Here is a 25,354-nt window from a genome sequence, read left to right as displayed (position 1 = left end):
GCAAGGGTGGGACGCACGCGTCGGGGCCACGGCCGATCCGCATCGCCAGCGACATCGCTCCCATCCGCTGTCGTCGGTCCGGGCCCTCGACGCCGGAGTTATGCTCGCGCCGCTCCCCCGGCGAGGTATGAGCGACCACGACGCCGCCGCTGGCGCCGACCGCGACGAGCGACCGCCGGGGCTCCGCGCCCTCACGCGAGAACTGGTGTCGATCCCGAGCCACGACGACGCGACCGCCGCCGGCGACGCCATCGAGTCGTGGCTGCGCGCGGAGACTGACGACACCGTCGAGCGCGACGAGCACGGCAACGTCTTCGCCCGCACGGGCGACCCCGAGGCGCCGACGGTCGCGCTCGTCGGCCACCACGACGTGGTGCCGCCGGCGGAGTCCCAGACGACCGTCGGCGACGACGGCGAGGAGCGGTTCGTGCTCGAGGAGCGCGACGGCCGGCTGTACGGCCGCGGGAGCGCCGATATGAAAGGCGCCGTCGCCGCCGCGATGTGCGCCTTCCGCGACGCCGACCCCGACGGGGTGGAACTGTGCCTCGCCTCGTTCGTCGGAGAAGAACTGGGCGGCGTCGGCGCCCGCGCGGCCATCGAGGACGGCTTCGCCCCCGAGTTCGCCGTCGTCGGCGAGGGCTCGACGGACTACTCTGGCGCGGGCGTCACGGACGTGGTCGTCGCGCACAAGGGCCGGCGCGCGAGCACGCTCGTCGCCGCCGGCGAGAGCACACACGCGAGCATCCCCGAGGAGGGCGTCAACGCCGTCTACCGCGCCTGCGACGCCGTCGACGTGGTCCGCGAACTGGACTTCCCCGAGACCACGGTCATGGGCGAGCCGGTACGGGGCAGCGTCGCGGTCACCGAGATCGACGGCGGGAGCGCGTGGAACGTGGTGCCGGACCGCTGTGAGGTGACGATCGACGAGCGGACCGTGCCCGGCGAGCGCGCCCCGCTCGAACGCGCCGAATCGATCGCGGGCGTCGAGTGGCGCGTCGAACAGGATCTCCCGCCGATGGCCTGCTCGGACGACGACTTCGCCGACGCCGTGCTCGCGGCCGCCCGCGACGCCCAGTCGGGAACGCCCGAGCACGTGGTGAAACCGCACGCGACCGACGCCGGGTGGCTCGCGGACGCGGGGACCGCCTGCGTGATCTGCGGCGCCGCCGAGTCCGGGGAGGCACACACCGACACCGAGAGCGTCTCGTGGGCGGTGCTCGACCGCTGCTATCGGATCTACCGCGGCGTCGCGGACGGCGCGGACGCGTTCGCGTGAGCCGAGAGCGCCCGGACTCGCCGAACGGATAGTTGAAAAGCGCCCGGCGGCAAGGTTTGCGCGATGGCTACTGACGCGAGCGGAGAACCGGCCGAGACGGCCGACGCGTACGCCGAACTAGTGGAGCGATTCGAACGGATCAACGGCGTGCAGGGCGCCGCGGGCGTCCTCGGCTGGGACCAGCAGGTGATGATGCCCGAGGGCGGCACGCCCGCCCGCTCGAAGCAGCTGTCGGTGCTCTCGTCGCTGAGCCACGAGCTGCTCACCGACGACCGCACGGCCGAGCTGCTCGACGAGGTCGAATCGCTGGATCTCGACGAGGGCCAGACCGCGCAACTGCGCGAGATGCGCCGCGAGTTCGAGCGCGCCGACGCGGTGCCGACCGAGCTCGTCGAGGAGATCTCCGAGACCTCGACCGAAGCGCTGGGCGCGTGGGAGCAGGCCCGAGCCGAGGACGACTTCGATCAGTTCGCGCCGTATCTGGAGACGCTGGTCGAGCTGAAGCGCGAGTACGCCGAGCACATCGACCCCGACCGCGACGCCTACGAGGTGCTGTTCGAGGACTACGAGCCCTGCCTGTCGCTGGAGCGGGCCGAGGAGATCCTCGAGACCTTGAAGCAGACGCTCGTCCCGATGATCGACGAGATCCGCACGAGCGACGCGGACGTGACCACCGACGCATTCGACGGGGCGTTTCCCGAAGACGCTCAAGAGGACCTCTCGCGGGACGTGCTCTCGACGCTCGGGTACGACTGGGACCGCGGGCGACTCGATCCCTCGACCCACCCGTTCACCTCCGGCAACGTGTACGACTGCCGCGTCACCACGCGGTACGACGAGTCGGACCCGCTGGGCGGCCTGATGGCGACGGTCCACGAGTTCGGCCACGCGTTCTACAACCTCGGGCTGCCCGAGGAGCAGTTCGGCACGCCGCTGGGGGAGTCCCGCGACCTGTCGGTCCACGAGAGCCAGTCGCGGCTGTGGGAGAACCACGTCGGCCGCTCGCCGGCGTTCTGGGAGCTGGTGACGCCGAAGTTCGCGGAACGGTTCGACACCGACGCGACCGCCCGAGAGGCGTACGAGTCGGCGAACCAGGTATACGAGGACAACCTCATCCGCGTCGAGGCTGACGAGCTTACCTACCACCTCCACATCGTCATCCGCTTCGAGATCGAGCGGGCGCTCATCTCCGGAGAGCTGGACGTCGAGGACGTGCCGGAGGTCTGGAACGACAAGTACGAGGAGTACCTCGGCATCCGCCCCGAGACGGACGCGAACGGCTGCCTGCAGGACATCCACTGGAGCCACGGCAACTTCGGCTACTTCCCGACGTACTCGCTGGGGTCGGTGATGGCCAGCCAGCTGTTCAACGCCGCCGAGGACGACATCGGGAACATCTACGGGACGGTCCGCGACGGCGACTTCGAGGCGCTGCAGACGTGGCTCCGCGAGAACGTCCACGAGCACGGCTCCCGCTACGAGACGAACGACCTGGTGCGCGAGGCCACGGGCGAGGACTTCACCGCCGACTACTTCGTCGACTACGTCACGACGAAGTACGGCGACCTGTACGACCTCGAGGAGTCAGTCTGACTGAGGGTCGACGGCGGTCGACCCGCCTCGACGTGGTACCGGCCGGGCCCCGTCCCGGGTTCGATCGCGCGATCACTCACGCCTCGCGCTCGGTGGACTCGGCCTCCAGCATCGATTTCAACTCGTCGTACGGGATCCCGCCGGCCATCGACTCGTAGGTGCCCTCTTCGCGGAGCTCCGTCGCGATCTCGCGAACCAGTCCGAGCGCCGCGCGCATCGGTCCCGACCCGATCGACACCCGAGCCACCCCCGCCTCCGCCAGCGCGTCGATCGACGCCGCCCCCGGTCCCCCCAGGACGTTCAGCGGCGCGTCGAGGCGGTCGACGAGCGCGCGGATCGTCTGGACGTCGGAGACGCCGGGCACGAACAGGCAGTCGCTCCCCGCCTCGGCGTAGGCGTTCGCGCGCTCGACGGCGCGGTCGAGCCGGTCGGCCTCGTCGCCGACGCCGAGCCAGAACACGTCGGTGCGACCGTTGACGACGATCGGTACGCCGGCGTCGTCGGCTGCCCCCGCGCGGCCCGGATCACGGCGGCGTGATCTTCGGCCGGCGCCAGCGGGTCGTCGGGGTCGCCGGTTCCGTCCTCGAGGTTGACGCCGACGGCCCCGGCCTCGACGGTCGCCGCGACCGTGTCGGCCACCGCGGCGGGCGTGTCGCCGTAGCCGGCCTCGATGTCGGCGCTCACCGGCGCCGCGACCGCGCTCGCGACGCGCTCGACGGCGTCGAGCATCTCGGCGCGCGGGAGGCGCTCCCCGTCCGGGACGCCGAGCGAGGCGGCGATCCCCGCGCTCGTGGTTCCGACGGCGTCGAATCCGGCGTCCGCGAAGACGATGGCGCTGCCGGCGTCCCACGCGTTCGGGAGGACGAGCGGGCCGGCGTCGGTGTCGGTGTGGAGCGCGCGAAACCGCTCGGCTCGGTCTCGCTGTGTCTCGTGGTCCATTCGCGGTAGTACGTGCGCATCACGCATGAATGCCGCTGCGCGGCCCATCGCCGATCCGCCAACTACTCGGCCTCCCCTCACCACACACGCACCAGCCACTGGCATGCGCCGATTCTCAGCCGACTACCTCGAACGCACGCGTCGCGGGATGTGGGAGTCGCGCGAGGCGCTCGCGCCCCTCGACCTCGCCGGCCGACAGCGGGTCCTCGACGCGGGCTGCGGGACGGGTGAGCTCACCCGCGTGCTCGCCGAGGAGGCGCCGCAGGCCGCGGTCGTCGGCGTCGACGCCGACCGCGACCTCCTCGCCAGCGCCCGCCGAGCGTCGACTGACGCCGACCGAGACGGAGCGACCGACGCCGACCGCGACACCCCTTCCCGAATCGACTACGCCGCCGGCGACGCGACCCGGCTCCCGTTCCCGGACGACGCGTTCGACCTCGTGGTCTGCCAGGCCCTCCTGATCAACCTCCCCGATCCCGCGGCGGCGGTGCGGGAGTTCGCCCGCGTCTCCTCGGGGCTCGTCGCGGCCGTCGAACCCGACAACGCCGACGTGGACGTCTCCTCGACCGTCGACGCCGAGGCCGGCCTCGAAGCCCGGGTCCGCGAGGCGTACATCGCCGGCGTCGAGACAGACGTGGCGATGGGTGACCGCGTGCGCGACCTGTTCGCCGACGCGGGGCTGTCCGACGTCCGCGCGCGGCGCTACCGCCACGAGAAGCGCGTCGACCCGCCGTACTCACAGGCGGACCTCACGGGGATCACCAGGAAGGCCAGCGGCGCCGGCCTCGCCGACCACGAGCCGGAACTGCGCCGCGCGCTCGACGGCGGCGACGGCGGCGGCTACGACGACCTCCGGAATCGGTGGCGCGAGATGGGCCGGGAGGCGGCGCGGCAGGCGCGCGACCGCGAGTACGAGCGCGTCGAGCGGGTTCCGTTCGACGTGACCGTCGGACGAGTGTGAGGACGCGCGGCCCGCGGCGGCGATTCCCCCTCTCGATTAGACCACGTCGCCGCGGACGGTCGATCCCTCCTGGCGATCGCGGTACGACTCCACGGCGTCCACGACCTCCCCGGCCGTCGCCTCGTCGACGCCGAGCATTTCAAGCGCCCCCGACAGCGTCGGGAATGGAAGCTCCCCGTTCCGGAGCTTCGCCATCGTCTCGGTCGCCCGCTGCCCCTCGCCGTACAGTTGGACCCCGCGCGGGTCGAGCACCTGCTCGTACGCCCCGCGGTCGAGCGCCCCCCGCAACCGCTGTTTCACGTTCTGGTCGAACGGCGCGTTACACACCTCCAGGTGAATCGGTTCGTCCTCGGGAAGCAGCTGTGCCGCGAGGCACTTCTCGGGGGCCGCGTACCCGTTGTCGTTCCCACGGAGGTGTTCGGGGTGCGCACGAGCCCACTCCGCTGAAATCGACTTTCCGACGCCCTTGAGGCCGTGGGACCGCTCGAACTCCGCGGCCGCGTCGGCGTCCCCACTGCGCATCAGTAAGTCCTTTGTGACGTACACGTCCAGTCGGTCGATCGGGTCCAAGCCGAGCGCCACGTCGCCGTACACCCACACCTCGCGGACCGGAACCGGCATCGGCCCCTCGTCGACGGCGTCGATGATCGCCTCCACGCGGTCGAGGGCCGCCTCTCGCTCCATACCCCGAGTGGGTCGCCCGCGACAAAGCGTCTTACGCGTCCGCGGCGGCGTCACCCGTCGCGCCGGACGTAGACGGTCTTCTCGATTTCGGCGTGGACCGTCCCCTCGCTGTCGACGAGTTCCACCTCGTACACGCGGTCGCACGACTCGCCGGGCGCGAGCGACTCACGGATGTCGCGCACCTCCTCGTCGGGCACCCCGACTGTCGCCGTCAGGGTCGACCGCCCGGGCTTCCGGAACCGGATCTCGGCGGCCTTGTCCCAGACGGTGAAGCCGTCGCCGAGGCGGCGCTGCAGCAGGACCACGTACACCGGGTCGACCGCGCCGTACATGCTGCCGCCGAAGAGGGTTCCCATGCCGTTTCGAGTGCGCCACGTGAGCGGGAGTTCGATCTCGGCCGACGAGAAGTCCGGCGCGAGCGACGTGACCGTCGCCCCGGTCATCCAGTACGACGGGTAGTAGGAGAATCCCAGGCGGAACAGCCACGCCCGGAGCCGGTCGAGTCGCGTCATACACCGCCGTCTGTGGGGGCCGGTGTTGAGGCTGTCCGTCGACGACCGCGCGGAACGGGACGAGGCGCGCTCGCGACGCCGAACCGCGTGAGTGCACCCGCCGCCGTGCGAAACGGGTATGCCCGCGCCGCCGCAACTCGCCGCTAATGAACTGCGACAGGTGCGGCGCCGACGCGGTGATGCACGCCGCCTACTCCGGGGCACATCTCTGTGAGTCGCACTTCCGGGAGTCGGTCGAGCGTCGCGTCCGGCGGCGCGTCCGCGAGGACGACCTGCTTCCGGACGGCGCGACGCCAGACGACCCCGAACGCTGGGTGATCGGCCTGTCCGGCGGGAAAGACAGCGTCGTTCTGGCGACGATCCTCGACGAGACGTTCGCCGACGACCCGCGCATCGAACTGGTCGCCCTCTCCATCCACGAGGGGATCGAGGGGTACCGCGACGAATCGCTTGAGGCGTGTGAAGCGCTCGCCGCGGACCTCGACATGCGCCACGAGGTCGTCAGCTACGAGGAGGAGTTGGGCGTCCGCATGGACGACGTGGTCGAGGACGACCCCGAGAACATGGCCGCCTGCGCGTACTGCGGCGTGTTCCGGCGGGACCTGCTGGAGACGCACGCTGAGGAGCTGGACGCCGACAAGCTCCTCACGGGGCACAACCTCGACGACGAGGCGCAGACGGCGCTGATGAACTTCTTCGAGGGCGACGTGGCACAGATGGCCAAGCACTTCGACGCCTCCATCGGTCCCTTCCCCGAGCGCCGCGAGAGCGACCACTTCGTCCCGCGCGCGAAGCCCCTGCGCGACGTGCCCGAGAAGGAGGTCGCCCTGTACTGTCACCTCCGGGACCTCCCGTCGCACATGGCCGAATGTCCGCACGCCAGCGAGGCGTACCGCGGCGAAATCCAGCAGCTCCTGCTCGACATGGAGGAGCGACACCCTGGCGTGCGTCACTCGATCATGGCGGGCTACCAAGAACTGTCGGGCGTGCTCGCCGGAGAGTACCGCGACGAGGGTGACGACGCAGACGAAGCCGCTCCGGGGCTGTCACCGTGCGAGAACTGCGGGTCCAAGACCGCCCGCGACGTCTGTCGCAAGTGCGAACTGGTCGACGCGATCGAGGCGTCATAACGGGCGTCCGGCCGAACCCGTCGAGCGCACGGCCTGCGTCGGTAAACGAGTCGGTCACCGTCGTCGCTGGTGAGACGTGAAAAAACGGAAACGAAGCGCACGTCGCGTCGGCCGGAACACCGCCGATCCGGGTTCCGTTGCCGTCCCGTTGGGATCGTCCCGCTGTCGCCGCGATCGGTTCCAGATGAGATGACGCCGACGCGCTGACCGGTGTCGCGGTCAGCGGATGACGTCGAGGCCGTTGTTCCGCTCGCTCTGCTGTTTGCGACCGCCGTCGGACTGCCAGGCCGCTTCCTGCCCGTTCTGGGCGCTCTTGGCGTTCGACTTCGCGTCGAAGTCGACGTCGTCGGCCGGCCCGCCCTCGATGGACGCGCGCGACTTGTCGGCCTGCTTTTGGGTGCTCGGGCCCAGCACCTGCGCGCTCTGGACGCCGGTCATGATGGCCATGACGCGGACCTTGCCCTTGTACTCCTCCTGGATGCGGGCGCCCCAGATCACGTTCGCGCTCGCCTCGAGGCGCTCGGTGATGTTGTCGGCGATGCCCTCGGCCTCCTTCAGCGTGAGGTCCGGGCCGCCGGTGATGTGGACCAGCCCGCCGGACGCGCCGCGGTAGTCGACGTCCAGCAGCGGGTGGTTCATCGCGTCGTTGACGACCTCTTGGGTCTTGTTCTTGTCCTGGGTCTCCCCGACGAGCATCACCGCGACGCCGCCCTGGTTCATGATCGTGGACATGTCCGCGTAGTCCAGGTTGATCAGGGACGGCTGGGTGATGGTCTCGGAGATGCCCTTGACCGTCTCGGCGATGATCTGGTCCATCACCGAGAACGCCTTCCCGATCGGCAGGTTCGGGACGTAATCGAGGAGCCGGTTGTTGTCGAGGACGATGATCGAGTCGGCCTCGTTGCGGAGGTTCTCCAGGCCCTCCTCGGCTTTCACCGTGCGGGCGCGCTCGACGTTGAACGGCGTCGACACCATCCCGACGACGATGGCGCCCTGCTCTTTGGCGATCTTCGAGACGACCGGCGCCGCGCCGGTGCCCGTCCCGCCGCCCATGCCGGCGGTGACGAACACGAGGTCCGCGTCGCCGAGCACCTCCTTGATCGTGCCCTGCGCCATCTCGGTGGCGCGCTCGCCCATCGAGGGGTCGCCCCCCGCGCCCAGCCCCTGCGTCAGGGACTTGCCGACGAGGATCTTCGTGTCGGCCTCGATCATCTTGAGGTGCTGCTTGTCGGTGTTGATCGCGACGGTCTCCGCGCCGTCGACGCCGATGTTGTACAGCCGATTGATGGTGTTGTTCCCCGCGCCGCCCGCGCCGACGATGACGATCCGGGGCTCCCCGAACTCGTCGTCGTCGTCGGCGACCTCAGACATGTCGCGCTGCTCGGCCTCCGCGTTCGCGAGCGCGTCCTGAACGATGTCCTGCATCGTTACACCTTGGCCCAGCTGCGCTTACTGCGCTCGCCGCGCGTGCGCTCGCCGGACGTGTCGGCCTGCTCGTTGAGCATGTCGCGGACGGCGGACCGAATCGCCTCGCTGCGATTCGGGAACTCCCCCGTCTCGACCATCTGTTCGACCTCCTCGATCTGCTGTTTCGGGATTCGTAGTGTCACACGCTCCATTGTATCATTCCCCCGGTAAGACGACGACACGCACGTACGTGCCCTCACAGGTCGGCTGCCGGAGTTTCCCCGCTCCGACCTCGCCTGTAAGACAAGCCGTCTTACGCACCACTACCAATATACCGTTTGTATATAAATATACCGGCGGTTGTATGACCGGCGCGGTCGAATTGTCTTACGCCGGTCGACGCGAATCACGGAATCGACGCGGTGTCTTACGGCGCGTCGAGCACGTCTGCGGCCGGCGTCCGACGGCCGCAGCCGGGGCAAAAGCCCCAGTCGGAGCGGACCTCGTCGCCGCACTCACAGAACAGCCGCCGGGTCGCCTTCTCTCCGCAGTTCGGACAGAACACGTGATCGTCGGACACGTCCCCGCCGCACTGCGCGCAGCTCCGCGACTCGGTGTCCGACGCCGCACCCGTCTCGCTCGCGGGGCTCGCCTCCGAACCCGATCGCTCGTTCGCTGTCATCGCCCGGTCCGCCTCCGGTACCCTCGGCTGCTCTGCACCCGTGGGCCCCTCGACCGTCGCCCCCCCGCCGTCGACGGTCACCGTGAGGTTCACCGACGGGACGCGGTCCTCAGCGGCGTTCAGGGCCCCGAACACATGGGATCGATCCGCGGACCCACCGGGTCCACGGCTGCGCTCGCCGAACTCCGCGTCGAGCCGGGCCGTCACCAGCTCGTCGACGCGGGCCGCGAGCGCGTCGTCGAGCGAACTCCTCGCGTCGGTTCCGGACGCCGTCCGGCCGCCACCGTCGGCGTCGACGGCGTCGTCGCTCCGCGCCTCGGTGGCGTCGAGGTACTCGCGGAGCGCCTCCCGCATGACCTCGCTCTTCGACCCCTCGAGCTCCTCGAGGCGGTCGACGAGGTCCGCGTCCGCGCGGAAGGTTATCTTACTCATACCCGGGCCATTTCGACAGGACCCATATCAATCTACCCCACGGATCGCGGCGAGTACCGCCGCACGTCTGACGGACGTGTGACCGGCGGAGTCGGACTCCGGGGCGCGGTCGGCGGTGTCGCGGCCCAAGCCGTCTTACACGTCGCCGCCGATGACGTGCGTATGCACCACCGCGAACTCGGCGGCGTGGGATCGGTGACCGAGGTCGGTCTCGGCACGTGGAACATCGGCGGCGACTGGGGCGACGTGTCCGCCGAGGCGGGACGCGAGACCGTTCGGACGGCGCTCGACGCCGGCGTCGACTTCCTCGACACGGCCGACGTGTACGGCGACGGTCGCAGCGAACGCCATATCCGGCACGTCATCGACGAGCGCAACAACCGCGACGAAGTCACGGTCGCGACGAAAGCCGGCCGCCGCCTCGACCCGCACACGGCAGACGGCTACACGGCAGAGAACCTCGAGCGGTTCGTCGATCGTTCTCGGGAGAACCTCGGGGCGGCCACCCTCGATCTGCTCCAACTGCACTGCCCGCCGACCGACGTGTATTACGAGCCCGACGTGTTCGACGCGCTCGCGGACCTGCGGGCACGCGAGAAAATCGCGAACTACGGCGTCAGCGTCGAGCGCGTCGAGGAGGGGCTGAAGGCGCTCGAGTACCCCGGCGTCGAGACCGTCCAAGTGGTCTTCAATCCGTTCCGGCAGCGCCCCGCGGAGCTCCTGTTCGAGGAGGCGAACCGCAGGGACGTCGGCGTGATCGTGCGCGTTCCCCTGGCGTCAGGGCTGCTCACGGGCACGATCGGCCGCGACGCCGAGTTCCCCGAGAACGACCACCGCAACTTCAACCGCGACGGCGACGCGTTCGACGTGGGCGAGACGTTCGCCGGCGTCCCGCTTGACGTCGGCGTCGACGCCGTCGAGGCGCTGGAGCCGCACGTGCCCGAGGAGATGTCGCTCGCGCAGTTTACGCTCCGGTGGATCCTCGATTTCGACGCCGTCTCCACGGTCATCCCGGGGTCGACGACGCCCGAGCACGTCGAGAGCAACGTCGCCGCCGCCGACTTCGACCCGCTCGATCACCGACTCCACGGGCGTGTCCGCGACGTGTACGAGGACCAGGTCGCCGAACACGTGCACCAGCGGTGGTGAATTAGACTAGTCTAATCTTTAGATTCGTTCGGAACAACTATACCGTTCGGAGCACCATCTCCGAGTGAGTATGACCGACACACGTGACCCGGCGGGTTCGCCGGGTGCGACCAGACGGCGGGTTCTCGCGGGCGGAGCGGGCCTCCTCGCGGCCGGATCGGCTGGCTGTCTCGGCGGCGCGGCCGGTAGCGGACGCGACGGACGCACAGGATCGGGAACCGACGGCGGGGCGAACGGGCCGGTCGCGGTGGCGTCGTTCTTCAGCTTCTACGATTTTGGCAGAAAGATCGCCGCCGGTACGCCAGTTACCGTCCGGAATCTCGTTCCGACCGGCCTGCACGGTCACGGGTGGGAGCCGAACGCGACCATCACCAGACAGATCGTCGACGCGGACGCGTTCATCCACGTCGGCGAGGACTTCCAGCCGTGGGCCGATCGAGCAATTCAGACGCTGAAAGACGACGACGTCGACACCCAGTTGATCAACGTGCGGGAGGGCGTCGAACTCGTCCCCCTCGCGGAGAGCCTCGACCGCGACGAGGAGGGCGTCGGCGAGGGCCGCGGGAGGGACCCTCACTTCTGGCTCGACCCGCGACGCGCGAAGATCGCCGTCGACAACATCGCCGAGGGCCTCGTCGCCCTCGCGCCCGATCACGAGGACGCTCTCCGCGACAACGCGGAGACGTACAAATCGGCCGTCTTGGACCGGATCGACGCGGACTACCAGACGATCTTCGAGGCCGCCGAACGCGACGTGGTCCAGTTGGCCGCGCACAACGCGTTCCAGTACATCGCCGACCGCTACGGCGTGCAGATGCGCCCGCTCGTCGTCAACCTCGCGGCCAGCGGCGACGTGAAGCCGTCCGACATCACCGACGCCAAGCGCGTCATCGACGAGAACGACATCCGCTACATCGGCGCTGGCGTCTTCGAGACCCGGCGGCCCGCGAAGCAACTGATCGCCGAGACCGACGTGGAGGCGTACTACCCGGTGACCCCGTACGCTGGCGTCCGCGAGGATTGGGTCGAGAACGACTGGGGCTACGAGGAGATCGCGTACAACATCAACATGCCCACCTTCGACGTCGTCCTCGGCAACACGCCACCGGAAGAGGCCGGCTACGACGGCTGGGACGCCGAGTGGAGGAACTTCGAGTGACTCGAGTCGACTCGGTCGCGGACTCGGGGACTTCGGAACCGGTGACAGCCGCCGACAACGGCACCGGCGGCGACGCCGCTCGCAGGCCCGTCATCGATCTCTCGACCGTCAGCTTCGGCTACACGTCGGCGTCGGTGGTCGAAGACGCCTCGCTCACCATCAACTCAGGCGAGTACGTGGCCGTCGTCGGCCCAAACGGCTCGGGCAAGTCGACGCTCATGAAGCTCATGCTCGGACTGCTGCGACCCGACGAAGGCGACGCTCGGCTGTTCGGCGAGCCGGCCCACCAGTTCGACGACGGGCAGCGCGTCGGGTACGTCTCCCAGCACGCGAGCGCGGCCAAGGAGATGCCGATCACCGTCCGCGAGGTGGTGAAGATGGGGCGGTTCCCGCACGTCGGCTTCGGCTTCCTGTCGGCCGACGACTGGCGAATCGTCGACGACGCGCTCGCGACCGTCGGGATGGCAGACTTCGCCGACCGACGGATCACGAAGCTCTCGGGCGGCCAGCGCCAGCGCGCCTTCATCGCCCGGGCGCTGGCGGGCGAGGCCGACCTCCTCGTGCTCGACGAGCCGACCGTGGGCGTCGACGCAGAGTCGGTTGAGGCGTTCTACGCGCTGCTCGAGTCGCTCAACGACGACGGCATCACCGTGCTGCTCATCGAACACGACCTCGGCGCGGTCACCGACCACGCGGCGCGGGTCGTCTGCTTGAACCGGGAGGTGTACTTCGACGGCCCGACCGACGAGTTCGTCCACAGCGACGCGCTCGCTCGGGCGTTCGGCACCGCAGTCAGCTTCCGCGGAGGCGGCGAATGACGCTACCGCTCGCGACTGGTGCCGGCGCGGTCGCACTCGCGGGTCGCTCGATTGCTCCGTTGCAATCGGGCGGTAGCGCGCTCGATCCGGTGCTCGCGCCGATCTACGTCCTGCTCGAACTCTGGTCGCTCCTGATGACTGTGCTGGGCGATGTCACCGGGCTGGAACTGCTCCAGTACGGCTTCATGCATCGCGCGATCCTCGTCGGGCTGTGCATCGGCGTGATGGCGCCGCTCATCGGGACGTTCCTCGTCCACCGGCAACTCGCACTGATCGGCGACGCGCTCGCGCACACCGCCTTCGCAGGCGTCGCCGTCGGGCTGTTCCTCAACGGCGTGCTCAGCCTCGGCGTCTCCCCGTACCTCACGGCTGTCGTCGTCGCGGTGATCGCCGCGCTGCTCATCGAGGTCATCTCGGAGGTGACCGACGCCTACAACGACGTGTCGATGGCGATCGTCCTCTCGACCGGCTTCGCGCTCGGGACGGTGCTGATCAGCCTCAACGCAGGCGGGCTCGCCGTCGGGATCAACCAGTACTTGTTCGGCAACCTCTCGACAGTCTCCGCGGAGAACGCCGCCATCCTGCTGGTGCTGTTCGCGATCATCGTCGGCACCGTCGCGCTCACGCGGAACCAACTGCTGTACGTCACCTTCGACGAGACGGCCGCCGAGGTGTCGGGCATCCCCGTCACCTGGTACAACCGCGTGGTGGTGATGCTCACCGCTCTCGTCGTCGTCGGCGCGATGCAGATTATGGGCGTGATCCTCGTCGCCGCGATGCTGGTCGTCCCGGTGGCGGGCGCCTCGCAGGTGTCGCGCAGCTTCAGCGAATCGCTGCTCGTGTCGGTCGTGCTCGCCGAACTCGCGGTGCTGCTCGGCATCGGCGCGGCGTACTACGGCGAGGCGACAGCCGGCGGCGTCATCGTCCTCGTCGCCGTCGCGATCTACGCGCTGGCGGTCGTCGCCGGCAAGGTCCGCGAGGCCCGCGGAGAAGACAACGCGCCCGAGTTGGGGAGCATCGAGGCCGAAGGTGACGGGAGCGCGGTGAGTTCCGACTGACGGGGCGGTCCGTCGACGCTCGGCCATCGCGGTCAAACTCGATTTCGTATCGCAGCATAGAATATATACTTGAATTCTTGGGCACAGTAGCACCCGGAACCGGTTTCCGGACGCTTATGCCGTACGCGTCGAATCCGGCTGCTATGGCGACGAAGCTCCCCGAATCGGAGTTCGACGCGCGGCTCGCGGAGGTACGCGGGCGGCTCGCGGACACCGACGCGGACGCGGCGACGTTCTTCAACGCGACGAGCATCGAGTACCTCTCCGGGTTTCACCACATCCAGACCGAACGGCCGGTCGTCCTCGCGGTGACCCAAGACGGGCTGGAGGTCACCGTCCCACGGCTGGAGGTCGAGCGCGTGGAGCCGAACCCCCGGATCGACGCGGTCCATCACTACTTCGACTACCCGCAGGGCAACCCCATCGAAACGGCCGCCGAGATGCTGGAAGGGATGGGCGCAGAGTCGGTCGTCAGCGACGCCGACGGTGCGCCCGGGGTGATGGGCTACGAGGGGCCCGCGCTCTCGGAGTTCGTCGAGGTGGAGAGCCAGTCGTGGGTCGATCGGATGCGGTGGGAGAAGACCGACGCCGAGGTCGACCTCGTGCGCGAATCGGCGAAGTGGGCGAACCTGGCGCACCGCTACCTCGCGGACTACACCGAGGTCGGCGCTCATCCGGTGACGGTGAGCCAGAACGCGACGACCGACGCCTCGCGCGCGATGCTCGACACGCTCGGGGATCGCTACGCCGTGCGGACCCGGGGGTCGGGGCCCGTCCACGCCGGCTACATCTCCGGGAGCGAGACCGCCCTTCCTCACGGGCACACCCCCAACGAGCGCCTCTCCGAGGGCGACGTGCTGATAACGGGCGCGTCGGCGAACATCGATGGGTATCACTCCGAGCTGGAACGGACGATGTTCGTCGGCGAACCGAGCGACGAGCAGGTCCACTACTTCGAGCTGATGGTGGAGGCGCAGGACATCGCTATCGGCGCGCTCGGGCCCGGCCAGTCTATCGCCGGCGTCGACGAGGCGGTCCACGACTACTTCCTCGAGCAGGGGATCGAAGACACCGCCCAGCACCACGTCGGCCACAACATCGGCCTCGGGGGCCACGAGCCGCCGTACATCGACCGCGGCTGGGACGACTACGACCACGTCGACGAGGGCGACGAAACGATGGCACCCGGGCAGATTTACACCATCGAACCAGGGATCTACACCGACGAGTACGGCTATCGTCACTCCGACACCATCGCCGTCACCGAGAACGGCACCGAGTGGCTGACCTACTTCCCGCGGGACCTGGAGTCGAACATTATCCGGTAGATTCGCAGAGCCCCGTTTCCGAGACGCTTTCAGCGTCGAAAGCGCGCCCCACGCTTTTCCGTCAGCCGACACACAGCGCCGGCCGGACGTGACACTGACATCGACTGCCGACGCACGGTCGACCCTCGGGGACCGACTCCCGAGCGCCGTGACCGTGGTGGTCGAGGTCGTGATCGCCAGCACAGTGCTCGCATGGAGCGCGGCGTGGCTCGCCATCGCCGCCGTGCACGCCCGGTACGGGGAGTACGTCGCTGTCGCCGGGACGGTCGGCCTGATGGCGGTGCCCGCCCTCGCCTACGAGTACCGGAGACTGGAGTCGCACCTCCCGCTACCGGAACCGGCCGGCCCCGACGTGTCCGTCTCGGACCTGGTGACGCCGAGGTCCGGGTGACGCGCCGCGGGTGGGACGCCTCGACCCGTTCCGCCGCGCGTCATCGCGTCGAGAGCGTCGACCGGGCGGGCGAACCGCGCGCAAGCGGCGATCGACTCCGATATTTCTGGAGGCCACCGGAGACCGCCCAACCAGCAGACACGGTCCAATCGTACAGCACATACCGCGATACAAAATTCGCTGATCGCCCGCACGGGCCGCCGATCGGATCCGTCGGGTCGGCGGCCTCGTCGGTGCGTTCTTGACCGACCAGAGCCGAGAGCGGATCGTGTCCGCCACCTCGTTCGCACTGTTCGACACGCTCGTCGAAGCCGACCTCCCGTCGGACCCGGCCGCGGCCGTGGGCGACGAGCTGCGGGCTCGCGGCGTCGACGTGCCCGACGACTGGACCGCCGCCTACCGTGAGACCCACATCGACGCCCCGCTGGCGCGGAGGTTCCGCTTCCGGCGCACGTGAGCCGCACGCTCGCCTCCCGCGGCGTCGACGCGCCACACAACGCGGCCCGGCGGGCCGTCGTCGCCGCGTTCGATCCGTCGGTTCGAACCCGAGAGAGGGCGGTCGATTCGGTCGCTCGCGCACGCGAGAACGGACCGGTCGGTCTGCTCGTGAACTGCGCGGTGCCGGAGTTGGTCGGGCGAGTGCTCGTGCGCTCGGACCTCGCCCGCGACGACTTCGACGCCGTTGTGACGAGCGTCGCCTGCGGGTGGCGCAAGCCGGACCGACGGGCGTTCGAACGCGTCGCCGACGCCCTCGGTGTCGAGGTCGCAGGCCTCGCGCACGTCGGCTGCGACGACGCCGTCGACGGCGCCGTCGTCGACGCCGGCGGGCGCTACCTCGACGCTGTCGACGGGCTGTCGGCCGTCCACGGTCCGTGATCGTCGTTCGGCGATTCGACGCCGCCGGAGACGATCGACGCGGAGGCCAAGGAGATCGCCGCCCTCGGAGGGTGGGCTGGCGAAATCGCCGCCGCCGTCGGAGGATAGGCAACCGAGATCGGCTCCGTCGTCGGAACGCTGCGGGGCCGACGCCGCTGTCCAGAGGTGAGGCGGGCGGAGGCGAGCGACCGCTCGTCACGCGCCGGTGACGAAGAACAGCAGCACCGAGATGGCCAGCGACGCAAGGATGACCGCCGCCGCGAGCGCGCCGCCCATCGACACGGCCGCGTTGGCGTGGCTCGCGAGCGACTCGGTGCGGTCGTTGCCGAACACCGTCACCTCGGCGTGCTCGGTCGCCATCCCCGCCTCGACGGACTCGGTATCGGCGGCCGCCCGTTCGGCCACGTCGACGACCACGTCGGTGAGCGCGCCGCGGTCGAGGGCTGCGCCGACCTGATTGTCCGCCTCCACGGTGTTGACGATGTGGGTGTCTGTCGTCATCACCTCCGCCTCGTCGGCGTCGACCGCGTCGACGACGGCGTCGACGAGGTGGCCGCGCAGGCCGGGCTCCATGTTGTTGCCGTCGACGAGCACGTACGCGGTGGTCTGCGGATCGCTGTCGCCGTCCGCGTCGACCTCGGTCACCATCGCGCGGACCCCCAGCGGACCGATCCCTTCTTCGGGCGTCCACTCGGTTCGCTCCCAGGCGACGCCCGCCGAGAGGTCGCCGCGGGGCGCCACCGCGAGGCGCTCGCCGGCGCGGCGCGCCGCCTGCATCATGTCGAACGAGCGGGTCGACCCCGGAGTGACGTGGCCCAGGTCGGGGCCGTCCAGCCCGTTGTTGGAGTTGTGCGCGTCGACGAGCAGCACGTCGTCGAGTCCCTCGGTGCGCGCCTCCGCGGCCGTCGAGAGCCCGACGGCGTACTCCACGTCGTCCGCGAAGCCGGGCGCGAACGTCGAGACGAGCAGCGCGTCGTCGTCGAACGCCTGCCCCAACAGCGACGCCTCGCCGGCCGTGGTGCGGACGCTCTCTGTCGCCGCCGGGGAGTAGGTCAGTCGCCCGAGAGCGCGGTCGGCCGCCTCGACGACGGTGTCGACCTCGCGCTCGGTGACGAGGTTGAAGTCGTGGCCGGCGGTCGCGTGCGGCGGGAACGCCAGGCCGTCGGTCGCGGCGGCGACGCGAACCGGGAGGTTGCCGCCGCCGATCTCGCCCATCGGGCCGGGGTGGATCATCGGGAGCACCCATCGGGCCTTCTCGTCGCCGTCGGGCGTGCGGATCGACAGCACCGTCACGGGGACGACCGCCTCCTCACCGAGCTGTTCGAAGAATCCCTCCAGTTCGCGGCTCCCCTCGGCGACGTGCCCGATGAACCCCTGGAGGAAGTCGAGGACCGAGACGCCGAGCGTGTTGCGCCACGGTCGGTCGACGACGTAGAGGAACGTCCACACGGCGCCGGCGTACAGCGCGCAGGTGAGCCCGAGCACCAGGAAGTGGTCCGGGCTGATCGCCGACAGCTCCGAGGGCGCCTCCTCCGGCCGAGCGAGATACGGCATGAGGAACGTGTCGAGGAGCGGCCCGCCCACCTCCAGCAGACGGAGCGTGCCGCTGTACACGAACAGCAGCACCGCGGCCGTGGCCGTCTGGATGCTGGCGGGTACCGCCGCGACCGGAAGCGACGACCGCGAGACGGCCACGATCACCAGCAGCCGGATAGCGAACACCGACGCCAGCGCGACGACGAGCACGTCGAAGACGAACCGCTGAGACAGCGGGGTCAGATACGCCACCAGCCCGCCCACGGCGAGGAAGGCGACGATGACGACCTCACACACCAGCGCGAGCAGCGACGACCGGTTCGGGGTGAGTTTCCCGCCGACGAGCCGATCGACCCACGCGGTGCCGAGCCCGGCGACGATCGTGGGGATCCCGATGAAGAACACACCCTCCCAGGCGTCGCGTCCGACGAACAGCACGCCGCGCCACACGACCGACGTCTCCGGACGCTCGAACGCGCCGACGCCGGCCACTGCCGCCAGCAGGAGCGCGAACGCGACCGACGTGTACCACGACGGCGCGCGGAAGATGAACCGCGAGAGGCCGGCGAGGTTACTCTGGGTCGCAGTCATACGCGTTGACGGTGACGAACGCGACCCGCCGATAAAAAGCAGGCGCACTCGTCGCGTCGACCGCCGGACGCGGACCGATAACACGCCGGCACATCTCGGTGCGCACGCGACCCGGTCAACACGATCGCAGGACGACAGTCCGGATCGGAGAAGCGACCCCGCTACTCGCAGATCGCGACGAAGTTCTCGAAGACCTCCTGCCCGCGCTCGGTGTGGCTCACCTCAGGGTGCCACTGGACCCCGTACAGGTCGCGGTCGGTGTCGCTCATCGCCTCGACGCCGCAGACGTCGCTATCGGCGGTGACCGCGAACCCGTCAGGCGCCTCGACGACCTCGTCGGCGTGGCTGGCCCACGTCCGGGTTTCGGGAGCAAGCGATCCGACGAGGGGATCTTCGTCGTCCAAGATCCGAACGTCCACGTCGGCGTAGCCGCCGTACTCGCCCGACTCGACGCGCCCACCCAGCTCTTCCGCGATGAACTGCAGCCCCAAGCAGATGCCGAGGACGGGAACGCCCAGTTCGAGATACTCGCGACACCGGCCGACCCGGTCCATGCTCGGGCCGCCCGAGAGGACGAGCCCGTCGGCGTCGATCTCGGCGGGGTCGGTGTCGTTGTCGAGGATCTCGGTGTCGACGCCCACGTCGCGAAGCGCCCGGCCCTCCAAGTGCGTGAACTGTCCGTGGTTGTCGATGACCACGATGCGCGGCTCGCTCATACCGTGGGTTGCGCGGACGTGGTGAAAAGCGACCCGCTTCACGCCTTGGGATGCACAGACGTGCGTATTTCAACGACTGACGACTCACTCGTCGCCGTAGCGCTCGCTGGCCGAAGAGAAGCCCAGTTCGCCGAGTTCGTCGCTCCGGCGGCTCTCGCGCTCGGCGACCGCTTCCGGATCCGGGCTCGCGTCGTCGTCGACGCGGGCGAACGAGCGGTGAACCTTCGTGTGACACCACCGGCACAGGCCCACCGTTATCTCGTGTGACGGGCTCCGATCCGGCTCGCCGTCTCCCGGTTCTCGCGCGCCGTCGGCGATGCTCGCTCCCCCGCCGTACGAGAGGTGGTGCTCCTCGACGAGCGGCCGGCGCTCGTCGTGGGCGATGCGGACCTCTTCCAGCCCGCACCGCACGCACTCCTTGGCGTCGGTCGTCGATCGGTAGTGCGGACAGTCGCGCCAGTCCGCGTCCTCGGCGGCGGCGACGCACGCGTAGTCCGCGCGGCGGCGGCCCGCGGCGAAATCGGGGTCGTCGCCCGCGCGTTCGAGCGCGAACCGGCAGCGCCCGTCGCTCGTCAGGTGATCGCAGCGACCGGCGAACTCGTACGGATTATCGACGCCGACCGGTGACCCGTCTGGCGTCCGCTCCATACCGGGCCTCGGGTCGCGCGCAGCAAAAAACGCTCACTCCCGCGGGACGCTGATGTCCTGCAGGTCGCCGCCGCATTCGGGACACGATCCCGGACTGTGCGCCGCCTCGACGCGCACCGAGCACTCCCGACACTCGAAGACGCGCATCGTACCGGTTTGGTACGGGTCTTGACGCATACAGTGTGTTAACTTTACACACGATATTAAGTACCACGGTCACTCGAGTCGTATATTCTCCGTTTCGTAGTACCGTCTGACGATTATAGTGCTATTCAGTGATCTTCTGAGAACACGTATTAGGCGAGTAAGTGTACTGATCCGGTGCAATGCACCGGATCATCTCACAAAAGGTGACTGCGCGGCACAGCCGGCTCACACACTGGTCGGGCAAACGGATACGTTCATACTGTCGGCCCGTCCAACACGCCCCGTGCGAGTGATCCACCGGTCTGGGGCCGTCGATCCCGAAGACGACGATCCGTCGGCGCCGCAAGAGCACGTGCTCGCCGACGAGGTCGAGATGGCCGAGTCGTTCGTCTCGCAGGCGCGGGGCCTGATGTTCCGGCGGTCGGTGCCCGACGACTACGCGCTCGTGTTCCGATTCGACGGGACCGATTCGCGGAGTCTCCACATGCTGTTCGTTCCGTTCGCCATCGACGCCGTCTGGCTCGTCGGCCGCGAGGTGACGAAGGTGAAGCGGCTCCGACCGTGGGTCGGGCTCGGCTGGGGTACTGCCGACACGATCATCGAACTGCCGGCGGGGGCCGCCGACGATGTCGAACCCGGAGACACCGTCGACGTGGTCGAGTAGCGACAGCGTCGCGCCCGCGGCGGGTACCGTTATGTCGGATCACCGCATTGTCGCAGCCATGCGCCGAGCGACACTGGCGGGGGCGCTGCTCGTCGGGAAGGGGCTCGACGCCGTCTCGACCGTCGTCGTGCTCCGGCTCTCGGACTCCGTGCGCGAGTCGGTGCCGCTCTCGCGCGCGCTGATGGCGTGGCTCGGCCCCGTGCAGGGGATGGCAGTGCTCACCGCGGTCACGATGGTCGCCGTCGGCCTGCTGGCGGAGTCGGGGGTCCTCATCGACCGGTTCGTCGACGGCGAAACGCCCGACTGGTACGTCCCGGGCCTGCGCGCGACGGTGTATCTCGGCTGCGCGACGTGGTTCGGACTGATCGGCTTGTGGAACTTCTCGCACCTGTTGTGAGCGGAGCGGCGGTCCGTCCCGAATCGACTCAGAACCTCGGGGGCGTCGGATCTCCGGGAGTATTTATCGGATGCGGCCTAATTCCCCTGCGTGAGCTACGTCGTGGAGGTGAAGCCGTCCGCGCGCAAGGCCAACGCGGCAGTGGGCCACGCCGTGCTGTACGGGGGCGCACGCCGGGAATTCGGCGACCGCGGCGCCGCGGAGGCGTGGGCCGAGGGTCTCTCGACGGGCGCCGACCGACCGGTGTGGATCCACGCCGCCCACCCCGACGACAACAGCGACGTCGACGGGTACCTCGTCTCCCGCCAGCGCCAGCTCCTCTCCCTCGACGGGGCGTACGACAAGCGACGGCGACGCCTCCGCGGTGGCGACGAGGGCGAGCCGGGGACCCTCGACGCGTACGCCGACGGCGGGGAGTGACGAGTCCGCCGGAGCCGTCCGCTGCACAACCGAGGAGGATTTAGTACCCGCGCGGCGGTTGGATCAGTGGACATGGTATCCGAAGGCGACACCGCGCCGACGTTCACTGCGACGTACAGGGGCAGCGACCACGAGTCGTTCGACCTCGCGGAGCACCTCGGCGACGGGCCGGTCGTGCTCGCATTCTTCCCGGGGGCGTTCACGCCGCCGTGCTCCAACGAGATGGTCGCCCTGCGGGAGCACCACGACGAGTTCGCGGCCGCAGGCGCGACGCTGTTCGGCGTCAGCGCCGACTCGGCGTTCTCGCTGGGCGCGTTCGCCGACGAGTACGACCTTCAGTTCGACCTCGTCAGCGACATGGCCGGCGACGCCATCGAAGCGTACGGCCTCGCGATGGACATCCCCGACCTCGGCCTGTACGGCGTCGCCAACCGCGCGGCGTACGTCATCGACGAGGCCGGCGACGTGGCGTACGGCTGGGTCGCCGACGATCCCACGAACGAACCGGACTACGAGGAGTTGCTGGCGGCCGTCGAGGACGCCTGAACCGGCGAGCGGCTTCGCGTTCGATACTCCTGGGGTGCCCGACGCCCAGCGGTGCCGCCGAAACGCTCGGACGTGACGGGGACGAGGCGACAGTCGTGGCGGCCGAAGTCGATTCGATATCGCGAGTAGAAGTGTATGGGTCGAGATCAGTCCGCGACCGTCAGATCGCCACAGACCGCCGCAACCGAGACGCTCACGCCGTATCGTCGGTGTTGAGAGCGGTAACTACGGTCAGTCCACTCGCTCCACTCCCTCCCCAGATTTCTCCGGGCGTCGTTCGACGTCCGCACATTTCTCCGGGCGTCGTTCGACGTCCGCACTATCGACTCGCACACGCTTCGCGGTGCTCGTCGTGTTGCTCGCCTCAGAAGCGCCGAGGGAGAGATTTGAACTCCCGAGTCCGAATGGACAGCAGATTTCGAATCTGCCGCCTTGGCCAGGCTAGGCTACCTCGGCTCACTCTCAGGTCGGGCGGTCAGCCTGTAAACCGTTTCGGTTCGATCGACGGTGTGCCACTACGCCCCGAACCCCGAGGCTTCTTGCCGGTCGAACGCCCCAAGCGAGTATGGACGTTCCCGACGCGAGCGCGGCCTGTACGGACGTGCTCGACACCCTCCGCGCCGCGATTATCGCCGAGGACGCCTTCTTCGAGGACATCCTCATCGGGTTGCTCTCACGGGGCCACGTGCTCATCGAAGACGTGCCCGGCACCGGGAAGACACTCACCGCGCGGTCGATGGCGACGGCGCTGGGGCTGTCGTTCTCGCGCGTCCAGTTCACACCCGACCTCCTCCCGTCGGACGTGACCGGTACGACCGTGTACGACGAGGGTACCGGGGAGTTCGAGTTCTCCGAGGGGCCGATCTTCGCGAACGTCGTCCTCGCCGACGAGATCAACCGCGCGCCGCCGAAGACGCAGGCGGCGCTGCTGGAGGCGATGGAGGAGGAGCAGGTGACCGTCGACGGCACCACCTACGAGCTCCCGGAGCCGTTCTTCCTCATCGCGACCCAAAATCCAGTCGAGCAGGCCGGCAACTTCCCGCTGCCGGAGGCGCAACTCGATCGCTTCGCCGTGAAGACCGCGATGGGATACCCCGATCTCGACGGCGAAGTCGAACTCCTGCGCCGGCGCGCCGGCCGCGCCGAACAGGATCCCAGCGTCGAGACGGTGCTCGACGAGACCCGGGTGCTCGGCGCCCGCGAGGCGCCCGAGTCAGTCCGCGTCCACGACGATATCCTGGAGTACATCGCGGCTGTGACGCGCGCGACTCGACAGGACCGCCGCGTCGAGGTCGGCGTGTCGCCCCGGGGCACCCAGCGGCTCTTCGAGGCGAGTCGTGCGTCGGCGACGCTGACCGGGCGCGAGTTCGTCACGCCCGACGACGTAAAGCGCGTGGCGACGCCGGTGCTCGCACACCGGCTGGTGCTCACGCCGGACGCGAAAGTCGACGACGTGGCGAAAGCCGACGTGCTCCGTGCGGTCTTGGACCGCATCGAGGTTCCAACCGTCCGCGACGCGGACCCCGGAACCGCGGAGTAGCACGACCGACGCTGTCTCCCGTTCTCACCGCACCGCGCTCACGAGGGCGATCGCCCCCACGAGGAGGAACACGAGCGCGACGACCGGCTGCCCGCCCGCGGCCGCGACGTACACGCCGAACGCCACCGCGCTCGCGACGGCGCCGACCGCGACGGAGGCGGCCGCGTGCGTGGCGAGGTTCCGGGTCGCATCCGTCTCGCGACCCAGTTGCTCACCGAGGCCGACCGCGTGCTCGCCCAGGTCCCACGACAGCGCCGCCGCGAGCCCGCCGACCAGCAGCGGTCCCGGGCCGGCGGCGGCGACCCACCCGGCCAGCAGCGTCCCGGTCGCGATCCCCGTCGCACCCGCGCCGAGCACGCGACGGGAGCCGACGAGTGTCCCGACGACGACGAGCGCGACGCCCGCGGCCGCGACGCCGCCCCCGCGGGCGAAACGAGTCCCAGGGCCGACGCGCCGACGGCCGCCGACAGCGCCGCGAGCGCGACCCCCAGTTTCGGCGGCTTTCTGGTGACTGTCACCGCGACCACCGCGCGTCGGCGCGTTCCAACTCGGTCGCCAGCGACTCCTCGCCCCAGTCGAGCACGCGGATGCCCGCCGACCGGAGCCGCGAGACGCGGTTCGCCCGCTCGACGTCCGCGAGTCGATGGCCCGGCGTGTCGTCGACGGTCGGGTCCGGCGAGATCACCGTGACCGCGTGACCGTACGCGTCGAGCCGCCGGGCGACCGTGACCGCGTAGTCGTCGGGTAGCGGTGTGCAGAACAGCACCTGCGCGTCCGCGGGCAGCCACCGTCGGAAGCGACGGACCCACGTGGTCGGCAGGAAGCGCTCGTCGGTCGGCGTCGGCGCCAACGCGGGATGCGTCGCCAGTAGCTCGCGGGCGCGGGCGGCGTGCTCGTCGCCGACGCCGGGGTCGAGCCGGCAGTCGCCGGGCGCGAACGCCGCGACGCCGACGCGGTCGCCGCTGTCGAGCAGCGCGGGCACCGCCTGCGAGGCCGCCTCGACACTCCGCTCGACGGCGTTGGGCGACTCGGCGTCGGGCGCGAGGTACGCCTCCTCGCGGGCGTCGACGCAGACGACGACCGTCGCCGCGCGCTCCTCGCGGAACTCCAGCGTCGAGAGCTCGCCAGTCCGGGCGTAGCGCGCCCAGTTCACCCGCTTTGCCGGGTCGCCGTGGCGGTACTCCCGGGTCGAGTGGAACTCGATCCCCGAGCCGCCCACGTCCGTGGGCACCCGCCCCGAGTAGACGGTCGTGAGCCCTCGCAGCGGCAGCGACGCCGTCGCCTCCAGCTCGGGGGCACAGCGGACTGCCGTCGCGCCCTCGGCGTCGAGCCGGGCGTCGCGCTCTCTGGACCCGCTGGGGTTGCGCGCGAGCACGTGGACGGGGTCCCACTCGTGGACGCCGCGGATCGCCGTCACACGGTAGGAGAGCGTCGCCGTCCGCCCCGGTCGCAGCGCGGTGCCGAGCCGGGCGGGCCCGTCGGTCGCGAGCGCCGCGGGGACGCCGTCGACCACGCGGAGATCCGAGAGCACGCCGTCGCCGTCGTTGCGAACGCGCAGCGTCACCGTCACCTCGTCGCCGGGGTCGGGAGTCGGGTCCGAGAGCTCCCGTTCGACCGCCACGTCGAGGTCCGGCGCGGCGTCGCCGCGGGCGTACGCCGCGAACGCGACGCCGATCGCCCCGACGAGCACGAGCGGCGGGTGCCGAAGCAGCACCCCGAGGCCGACGGGAACGAGCGCCAGCGCGGCCATCCCC

Annotated in this window: 25 protein-coding genes, 1 tRNA gene and 3 pseudogenes; 16 read left to right on the top strand and 13 right to left on the bottom strand. The window is 69.7% G+C overall.

Going from position 1 to position 25,354, the window contains the following annotated elements:
* Positions 1-127: 127 nt before the first annotated feature.
* Positions 128-1,276 carry a M20 family metallopeptidase gene (locus P0Y41_RS11575; protein WP_284061487.1) on the top strand — a complete coding sequence of 383 codons (1,149 nt, stop codon included), beginning with the start codon at positions 128-130 and terminating at the stop codon, positions 1,274-1,276.
* A gap of 63 nt (positions 1,277-1,339) precedes the next feature.
* A complete protein-coding gene (locus P0Y41_RS11570; protein WP_284061486.1) occupies positions 1,340-2,869 on the top strand; it encodes a carboxypeptidase M32 in 1,530 nt (509 codons plus the stop codon).
* 76 nt (positions 2,870-2,945) lie between these two features.
* Here the strand turns inward: P0Y41_RS11570 and P0Y41_RS11565 are convergent.
* Positions 2,946-3,808 (bottom strand): annotated as a pseudogene (locus tag P0Y41_RS11565) (isocitrate lyase/PEP mutase family protein).
* A 103-nt stretch (positions 3,809-3,911) separates the two neighbouring features.
* Between P0Y41_RS11565 and P0Y41_RS11560 the strand changes: the two are divergent.
* Positions 3,912-4,769, top strand: a complete 858-nt coding sequence (locus P0Y41_RS11560) for a class I SAM-dependent methyltransferase (RefSeq protein ID WP_284061485.1) — start codon at positions 3,912-3,914, stop codon at positions 4,767-4,769.
* Positions 4,770-4,805: 36 nt separating this feature from the next.
* Here P0Y41_RS11560 and P0Y41_RS11555 read toward each other — a convergent pair whose 3' ends face one another.
* Positions 4,806-5,453: a DUF7095 family protein gene (locus P0Y41_RS11555; protein ID WP_284061484.1), complete on the bottom strand. Its 648-nt coding sequence runs from the start codon at positions 5,451-5,453 to the stop codon at positions 4,806-4,808.
* A 50-nt stretch (positions 5,454-5,503) separates the two neighbouring features.
* Positions 5,504-5,965, bottom strand: coding sequence for a DUF4442 domain-containing protein (locus P0Y41_RS11550; protein WP_284061483.1), 462 nt, complete (start codon positions 5,963-5,965; stop codon positions 5,504-5,506).
* A 146-nt stretch (positions 5,966-6,111) separates the two neighbouring features.
* On the opposite strand from P0Y41_RS11550, the gene ncsA reads away from it, so the two are divergent.
* Positions 6,112-7,095 (top strand): tRNA 2-thiolation protein NcsA, encoded by a 984-nt coding sequence (gene ncsA / locus P0Y41_RS11545; RefSeq protein WP_284061482.1) that lies wholly within the window; start codon positions 6,112-6,114, stop codon positions 7,093-7,095.
* 219 nt (positions 7,096-7,314) lie between these two features.
* Here ncsA and ftsZ read toward each other — a convergent pair whose 3' ends face one another.
* The 3 genes from ftsZ to P0Y41_RS11530 form a co-directional block, all read right to left on the bottom strand.
* Positions 7,315-8,520, bottom strand: a complete 1,206-nt coding sequence (gene ftsZ / locus P0Y41_RS11540; protein ID WP_284061481.1) for a cell division protein FtsZ — start codon at positions 8,518-8,520, stop codon at positions 7,315-7,317.
* 2 nt (positions 8,521-8,522) lie between these two features.
* Positions 8,523-8,714, bottom strand: coding sequence for a transcriptional regulator CdrS (cdrS, locus tag P0Y41_RS11535; RefSeq protein WP_073306558.1), 192 nt, complete (start codon positions 8,712-8,714; stop codon positions 8,523-8,525).
* Between the two features lie 215 nt (positions 8,715-8,929).
* On the bottom strand, positions 8,930-9,616 hold the full coding sequence (locus P0Y41_RS11530) for a double zinc ribbon domain-containing protein (protein WP_284061480.1): 687 nt from the start codon (positions 9,614-9,616) through the stop codon (positions 8,930-8,932).
* Positions 9,617-9,778: 162 nt separating this feature from the next.
* Here P0Y41_RS11530 and P0Y41_RS11525 point away from each other — a divergent pair, with 162 nt between their 5' ends.
* The 7 genes and pseudogenes from P0Y41_RS11525 to P0Y41_RS11495 all read left to right on the top strand — a co-directional run bounded on the left by P0Y41_RS11525 (position 9,779) and on the right by P0Y41_RS11495 (position 16,395).
* On the top strand, positions 9,779-10,765 hold the full coding sequence (locus tag P0Y41_RS11525) for an aldo/keto reductase (protein ID WP_284061479.1): 987 nt from the start codon (positions 9,779-9,781) through the stop codon (positions 10,763-10,765).
* A gap of 70 nt (positions 10,766-10,835) precedes the next feature.
* Positions 10,836-11,924 (top strand): metal ABC transporter substrate-binding protein, encoded by a 1,089-nt coding sequence (locus P0Y41_RS11520; protein WP_284061478.1) that lies wholly within the window; start codon positions 10,836-10,838, stop codon positions 11,922-11,924.
* A complete protein-coding gene (locus P0Y41_RS11515; RefSeq protein ID WP_390215274.1) occupies positions 11,906-12,742 on the top strand; it encodes a metal ABC transporter ATP-binding protein in 837 nt (278 codons plus the stop codon). Before P0Y41_RS11520 ends, P0Y41_RS11515 begins: the two co-directional genes overlap by 19 nt.
* Positions 12,739-13,800, top strand: a complete 1,062-nt coding sequence (locus tag P0Y41_RS11510; protein ID WP_284061477.1) for a metal ABC transporter permease — start codon at positions 12,739-12,741, stop codon at positions 13,798-13,800. The genes P0Y41_RS11515 and P0Y41_RS11510 overlap by 4 nt, the downstream gene beginning before the upstream one ends.
* A gap of 143 nt (positions 13,801-13,943) precedes the next feature.
* Positions 13,944-15,128 (top strand): M24 family metallopeptidase, encoded by a 1,185-nt coding sequence (locus P0Y41_RS11505; RefSeq protein ID WP_284061476.1) that lies wholly within the window; start codon positions 13,944-13,946, stop codon positions 15,126-15,128.
* Positions 15,129-15,216: 88 nt separating this feature from the next.
* On the top strand, positions 15,217-15,519 hold the full coding sequence (locus tag P0Y41_RS11500) for a hypothetical protein (RefSeq protein ID WP_284061475.1): 303 nt from the start codon (positions 15,217-15,219) through the stop codon (positions 15,517-15,519).
* Positions 15,520-15,787: 268 nt separating this feature from the next.
* Positions 15,788-16,395 (top strand): annotated as a pseudogene (locus P0Y41_RS11495) (HAD family hydrolase).
* A 195-nt stretch (positions 16,396-16,590) separates the two neighbouring features.
* Here P0Y41_RS11495 and P0Y41_RS11490 read toward each other — a convergent pair.
* The 4 genes from P0Y41_RS11490 to P0Y41_RS11475 form a co-directional block, all read right to left on the bottom strand.
* Positions 16,591-18,522 carry a DUF2070 family protein gene (locus P0Y41_RS11490; RefSeq protein ID WP_284061474.1) on the bottom strand — a complete coding sequence of 644 codons (1,932 nt, stop codon included), beginning with the start codon at positions 18,520-18,522 and terminating at the stop codon, positions 16,591-16,593.
* 161 nt (positions 18,523-18,683) lie between these two features.
* Entirely contained in the window at positions 18,684-19,238 is a 555-nt protein-coding gene (locus P0Y41_RS11485; RefSeq protein WP_284061473.1) for a GMP synthase subunit A, read from the bottom strand.
* Between the two features lie 84 nt (positions 19,239-19,322).
* The gene (locus tag P0Y41_RS11480; RefSeq protein WP_284061472.1) at positions 19,323-19,886 is read right to left on the bottom strand and encodes a DUF7097 family protein; all 564 of its coding nucleotides are present in this window, start codon (positions 19,884-19,886) and stop codon (positions 19,323-19,325) included.
* 33 nt (positions 19,887-19,919) lie between these two features.
* Positions 19,920-20,063: a rubrerythrin-like domain-containing protein gene (locus P0Y41_RS11475; protein ID WP_284061471.1), complete on the bottom strand. Its 144-nt coding sequence runs from the start codon at positions 20,061-20,063 to the stop codon at positions 19,920-19,922.
* A gap of 343 nt (positions 20,064-20,406) precedes the next feature.
* Here P0Y41_RS11475 and P0Y41_RS11470 point away from each other — a divergent pair, with 343 nt between their 5' ends.
* From P0Y41_RS11470 to P0Y41_RS11455, 4 genes are all read left to right on the top strand, one after another.
* On the top strand, positions 20,407-20,697 hold the full coding sequence (locus P0Y41_RS11470; protein WP_284063408.1) for a DUF192 domain-containing protein: 291 nt from the start codon (positions 20,407-20,409) through the stop codon (positions 20,695-20,697).
* A 58-nt stretch (positions 20,698-20,755) separates the two neighbouring features.
* Complete coding sequence (locus P0Y41_RS11465; RefSeq protein WP_284061470.1) at positions 20,756-21,094, top strand: hypothetical protein; 339 nt, start codon at positions 20,756-20,758, stop codon at positions 21,092-21,094.
* 90 nt (positions 21,095-21,184) lie between these two features.
* Positions 21,185-21,514 (top strand): DUF8081 domain-containing protein, encoded by a 330-nt coding sequence (locus tag P0Y41_RS11460; protein ID WP_284061469.1) that lies wholly within the window; start codon positions 21,185-21,187, stop codon positions 21,512-21,514.
* 72 nt (positions 21,515-21,586) lie between these two features.
* The gene (locus P0Y41_RS11455) at positions 21,587-22,060 is read left to right on the top strand and encodes a redoxin domain-containing protein (RefSeq protein WP_284061468.1); all 474 of its coding nucleotides are present in this window, start codon (positions 21,587-21,589) and stop codon (positions 22,058-22,060) included.
* Positions 22,061-22,431: 371 nt separating this feature from the next.
* On the opposite strand, the gene P0Y41_RS11450 is transcribed toward P0Y41_RS11455, so the two are convergent.
* Positions 22,432-22,516 (bottom strand) — tRNA-Ser (locus P0Y41_RS11450).
* A gap of 109 nt (positions 22,517-22,625) precedes the next feature.
* Here P0Y41_RS11450 and P0Y41_RS11445 point away from each other — a divergent pair.
* Positions 22,626-23,600, top strand: a complete 975-nt coding sequence (locus tag P0Y41_RS11445; RefSeq protein ID WP_284061467.1) for an AAA family ATPase — start codon at positions 22,626-22,628, stop codon at positions 23,598-23,600.
* A gap of 24 nt (positions 23,601-23,624) precedes the next feature.
* Here P0Y41_RS11445 and P0Y41_RS11440 read toward each other — a convergent pair.
* A pseudogene (locus P0Y41_RS11440) lies at positions 23,625-23,960 on the bottom strand (DUF7519 family protein); the annotation flags it as partial.
* Positions 23,961-24,114: 154 nt separating this feature from the next.
* The gene (locus tag P0Y41_RS11435) at positions 24,115-25,350 is read right to left on the bottom strand and encodes a DUF58 domain-containing protein (protein WP_284061465.1); all 1,236 of its coding nucleotides are present in this window, start codon (positions 25,348-25,350) and stop codon (positions 24,115-24,117) included.
* Positions 25,351-25,354 lie beyond the last annotated feature (4 nt).

Origin of the sequence: Halobaculum halobium, from assembly GCF_030127145.1 — an archaeon.
GTDB classification, from domain to species: domain Archaea; phylum Halobacteriota; class Halobacteria; order Halobacteriales; family Haloferacaceae; genus Halobaculum; species Halobaculum halobium.
The sequence above is the reverse complement of the archived record's forward strand: the minus strand, read 5'-3'. Positions and strand labels throughout refer to the sequence as shown.

Excerpts from the sequence above, each read along its gene's own strand:
- P0Y41_RS11465 (WP_284061470.1), top strand. The coding sequence starts at position 20,756 with ATGCGCCGAGCGACACTGGCGGGGGCGCTGCTCGTCGGGAAGGGGCTC.
- P0Y41_RS11560 (WP_284061485.1), top strand. The coding sequence starts at position 3,912 with ATGCGCCGATTCTCAGCCGACTACCTCGAACGCACGCGTCGCGGGATG.
- P0Y41_RS11575 (WP_284061487.1), top strand. The coding sequence starts at position 128 with ATGAGCGACCACGACGCCGCCGCTGGCGCCGACCGCGACGAGCGACCG.
- P0Y41_RS11520 (WP_284061478.1), top strand. The coding sequence starts at position 10,836 with ATGACCGACACACGTGACCCGGCGGGTTCGCCGGGTGCGACCAGACGG.
- ncsA (WP_284061482.1), top strand. The coding sequence starts at position 6,112 with ATGAACTGCGACAGGTGCGGCGCCGACGCGGTGATGCACGCCGCCTAC.
- P0Y41_RS11480 (WP_284061472.1), bottom strand. The coding sequence starts at position 19,886 with ATGGAGCGGACGCCAGACGGGTCACCGGTCGGCGTCGATAATCCGTAC.
- P0Y41_RS11530 (WP_284061480.1), bottom strand. The coding sequence starts at position 9,616 with ATGAGTAAGATAACCTTCCGCGCGGACGCGGACCTCGTCGACCGCCTC.
- P0Y41_RS11525 (WP_284061479.1), top strand. The coding sequence starts at position 9,779 with ATGCACCACCGCGAACTCGGCGGCGTGGGATCGGTGACCGAGGTCGGT.
- P0Y41_RS11435 (WP_284061465.1), bottom strand. The coding sequence starts at position 25,350 with ATGGCCGCGCTGGCGCTCGTTCCCGTCGGCCTCGGGGTGCTGCTTCGG.
- P0Y41_RS11550 (WP_284061483.1), bottom strand. The coding sequence starts at position 5,965 with ATGACGCGACTCGACCGGCTCCGGGCGTGGCTGTTCCGCCTGGGATTC.
- P0Y41_RS11475 (WP_284061471.1), bottom strand. The coding sequence starts at position 20,063 with ATGCGTCAAGACCCGTACCAAACCGGTACGATGCGCGTCTTCGAGTGT.
- P0Y41_RS11555 (WP_284061484.1), bottom strand. The coding sequence starts at position 5,453 with ATGGAGCGAGAGGCGGCCCTCGACCGCGTGGAGGCGATCATCGACGCC.
- P0Y41_RS11505 (WP_284061476.1), top strand. The coding sequence starts at position 13,944 with ATGGCGACGAAGCTCCCCGAATCGGAGTTCGACGCGCGGCTCGCGGAG.
- P0Y41_RS11445 (WP_284061467.1), top strand. The coding sequence starts at position 22,626 with ATGGACGTTCCCGACGCGAGCGCGGCCTGTACGGACGTGCTCGACACC.
- cdrS (WP_073306558.1), bottom strand. The coding sequence starts at position 8,714 with ATGGAGCGTGTGACACTACGAATCCCGAAACAGCAGATCGAGGAGGTC.
- P0Y41_RS11570 (WP_284061486.1), top strand. The coding sequence starts at position 1,340 with ATGGCTACTGACGCGAGCGGAGAACCGGCCGAGACGGCCGACGCGTAC.
- P0Y41_RS11485 (WP_284061473.1), bottom strand. The coding sequence starts at position 19,238 with ATGAGCGAGCCGCGCATCGTGGTCATCGACAACCACGGACAGTTCACG.
- P0Y41_RS11470 (WP_284063408.1), top strand. The coding sequence starts at position 20,407 with ATGGCCGAGTCGTTCGTCTCGCAGGCGCGGGGCCTGATGTTCCGGCGG.
- ftsZ (WP_284061481.1), bottom strand. The coding sequence starts at position 8,520 with ATGCAGGACATCGTTCAGGACGCGCTCGCGAACGCGGAGGCCGAGCAG.
- P0Y41_RS11510 (WP_284061477.1), top strand. The coding sequence starts at position 12,739 with ATGACGCTACCGCTCGCGACTGGTGCCGGCGCGGTCGCACTCGCGGGT.
- P0Y41_RS11490 (WP_284061474.1), bottom strand. The coding sequence starts at position 18,522 with ATGACTGCGACCCAGAGTAACCTCGCCGGCCTCTCGCGGTTCATCTTC.
- P0Y41_RS11455 (WP_284061468.1), top strand. The coding sequence starts at position 21,587 with ATGGTATCCGAAGGCGACACCGCGCCGACGTTCACTGCGACGTACAGG.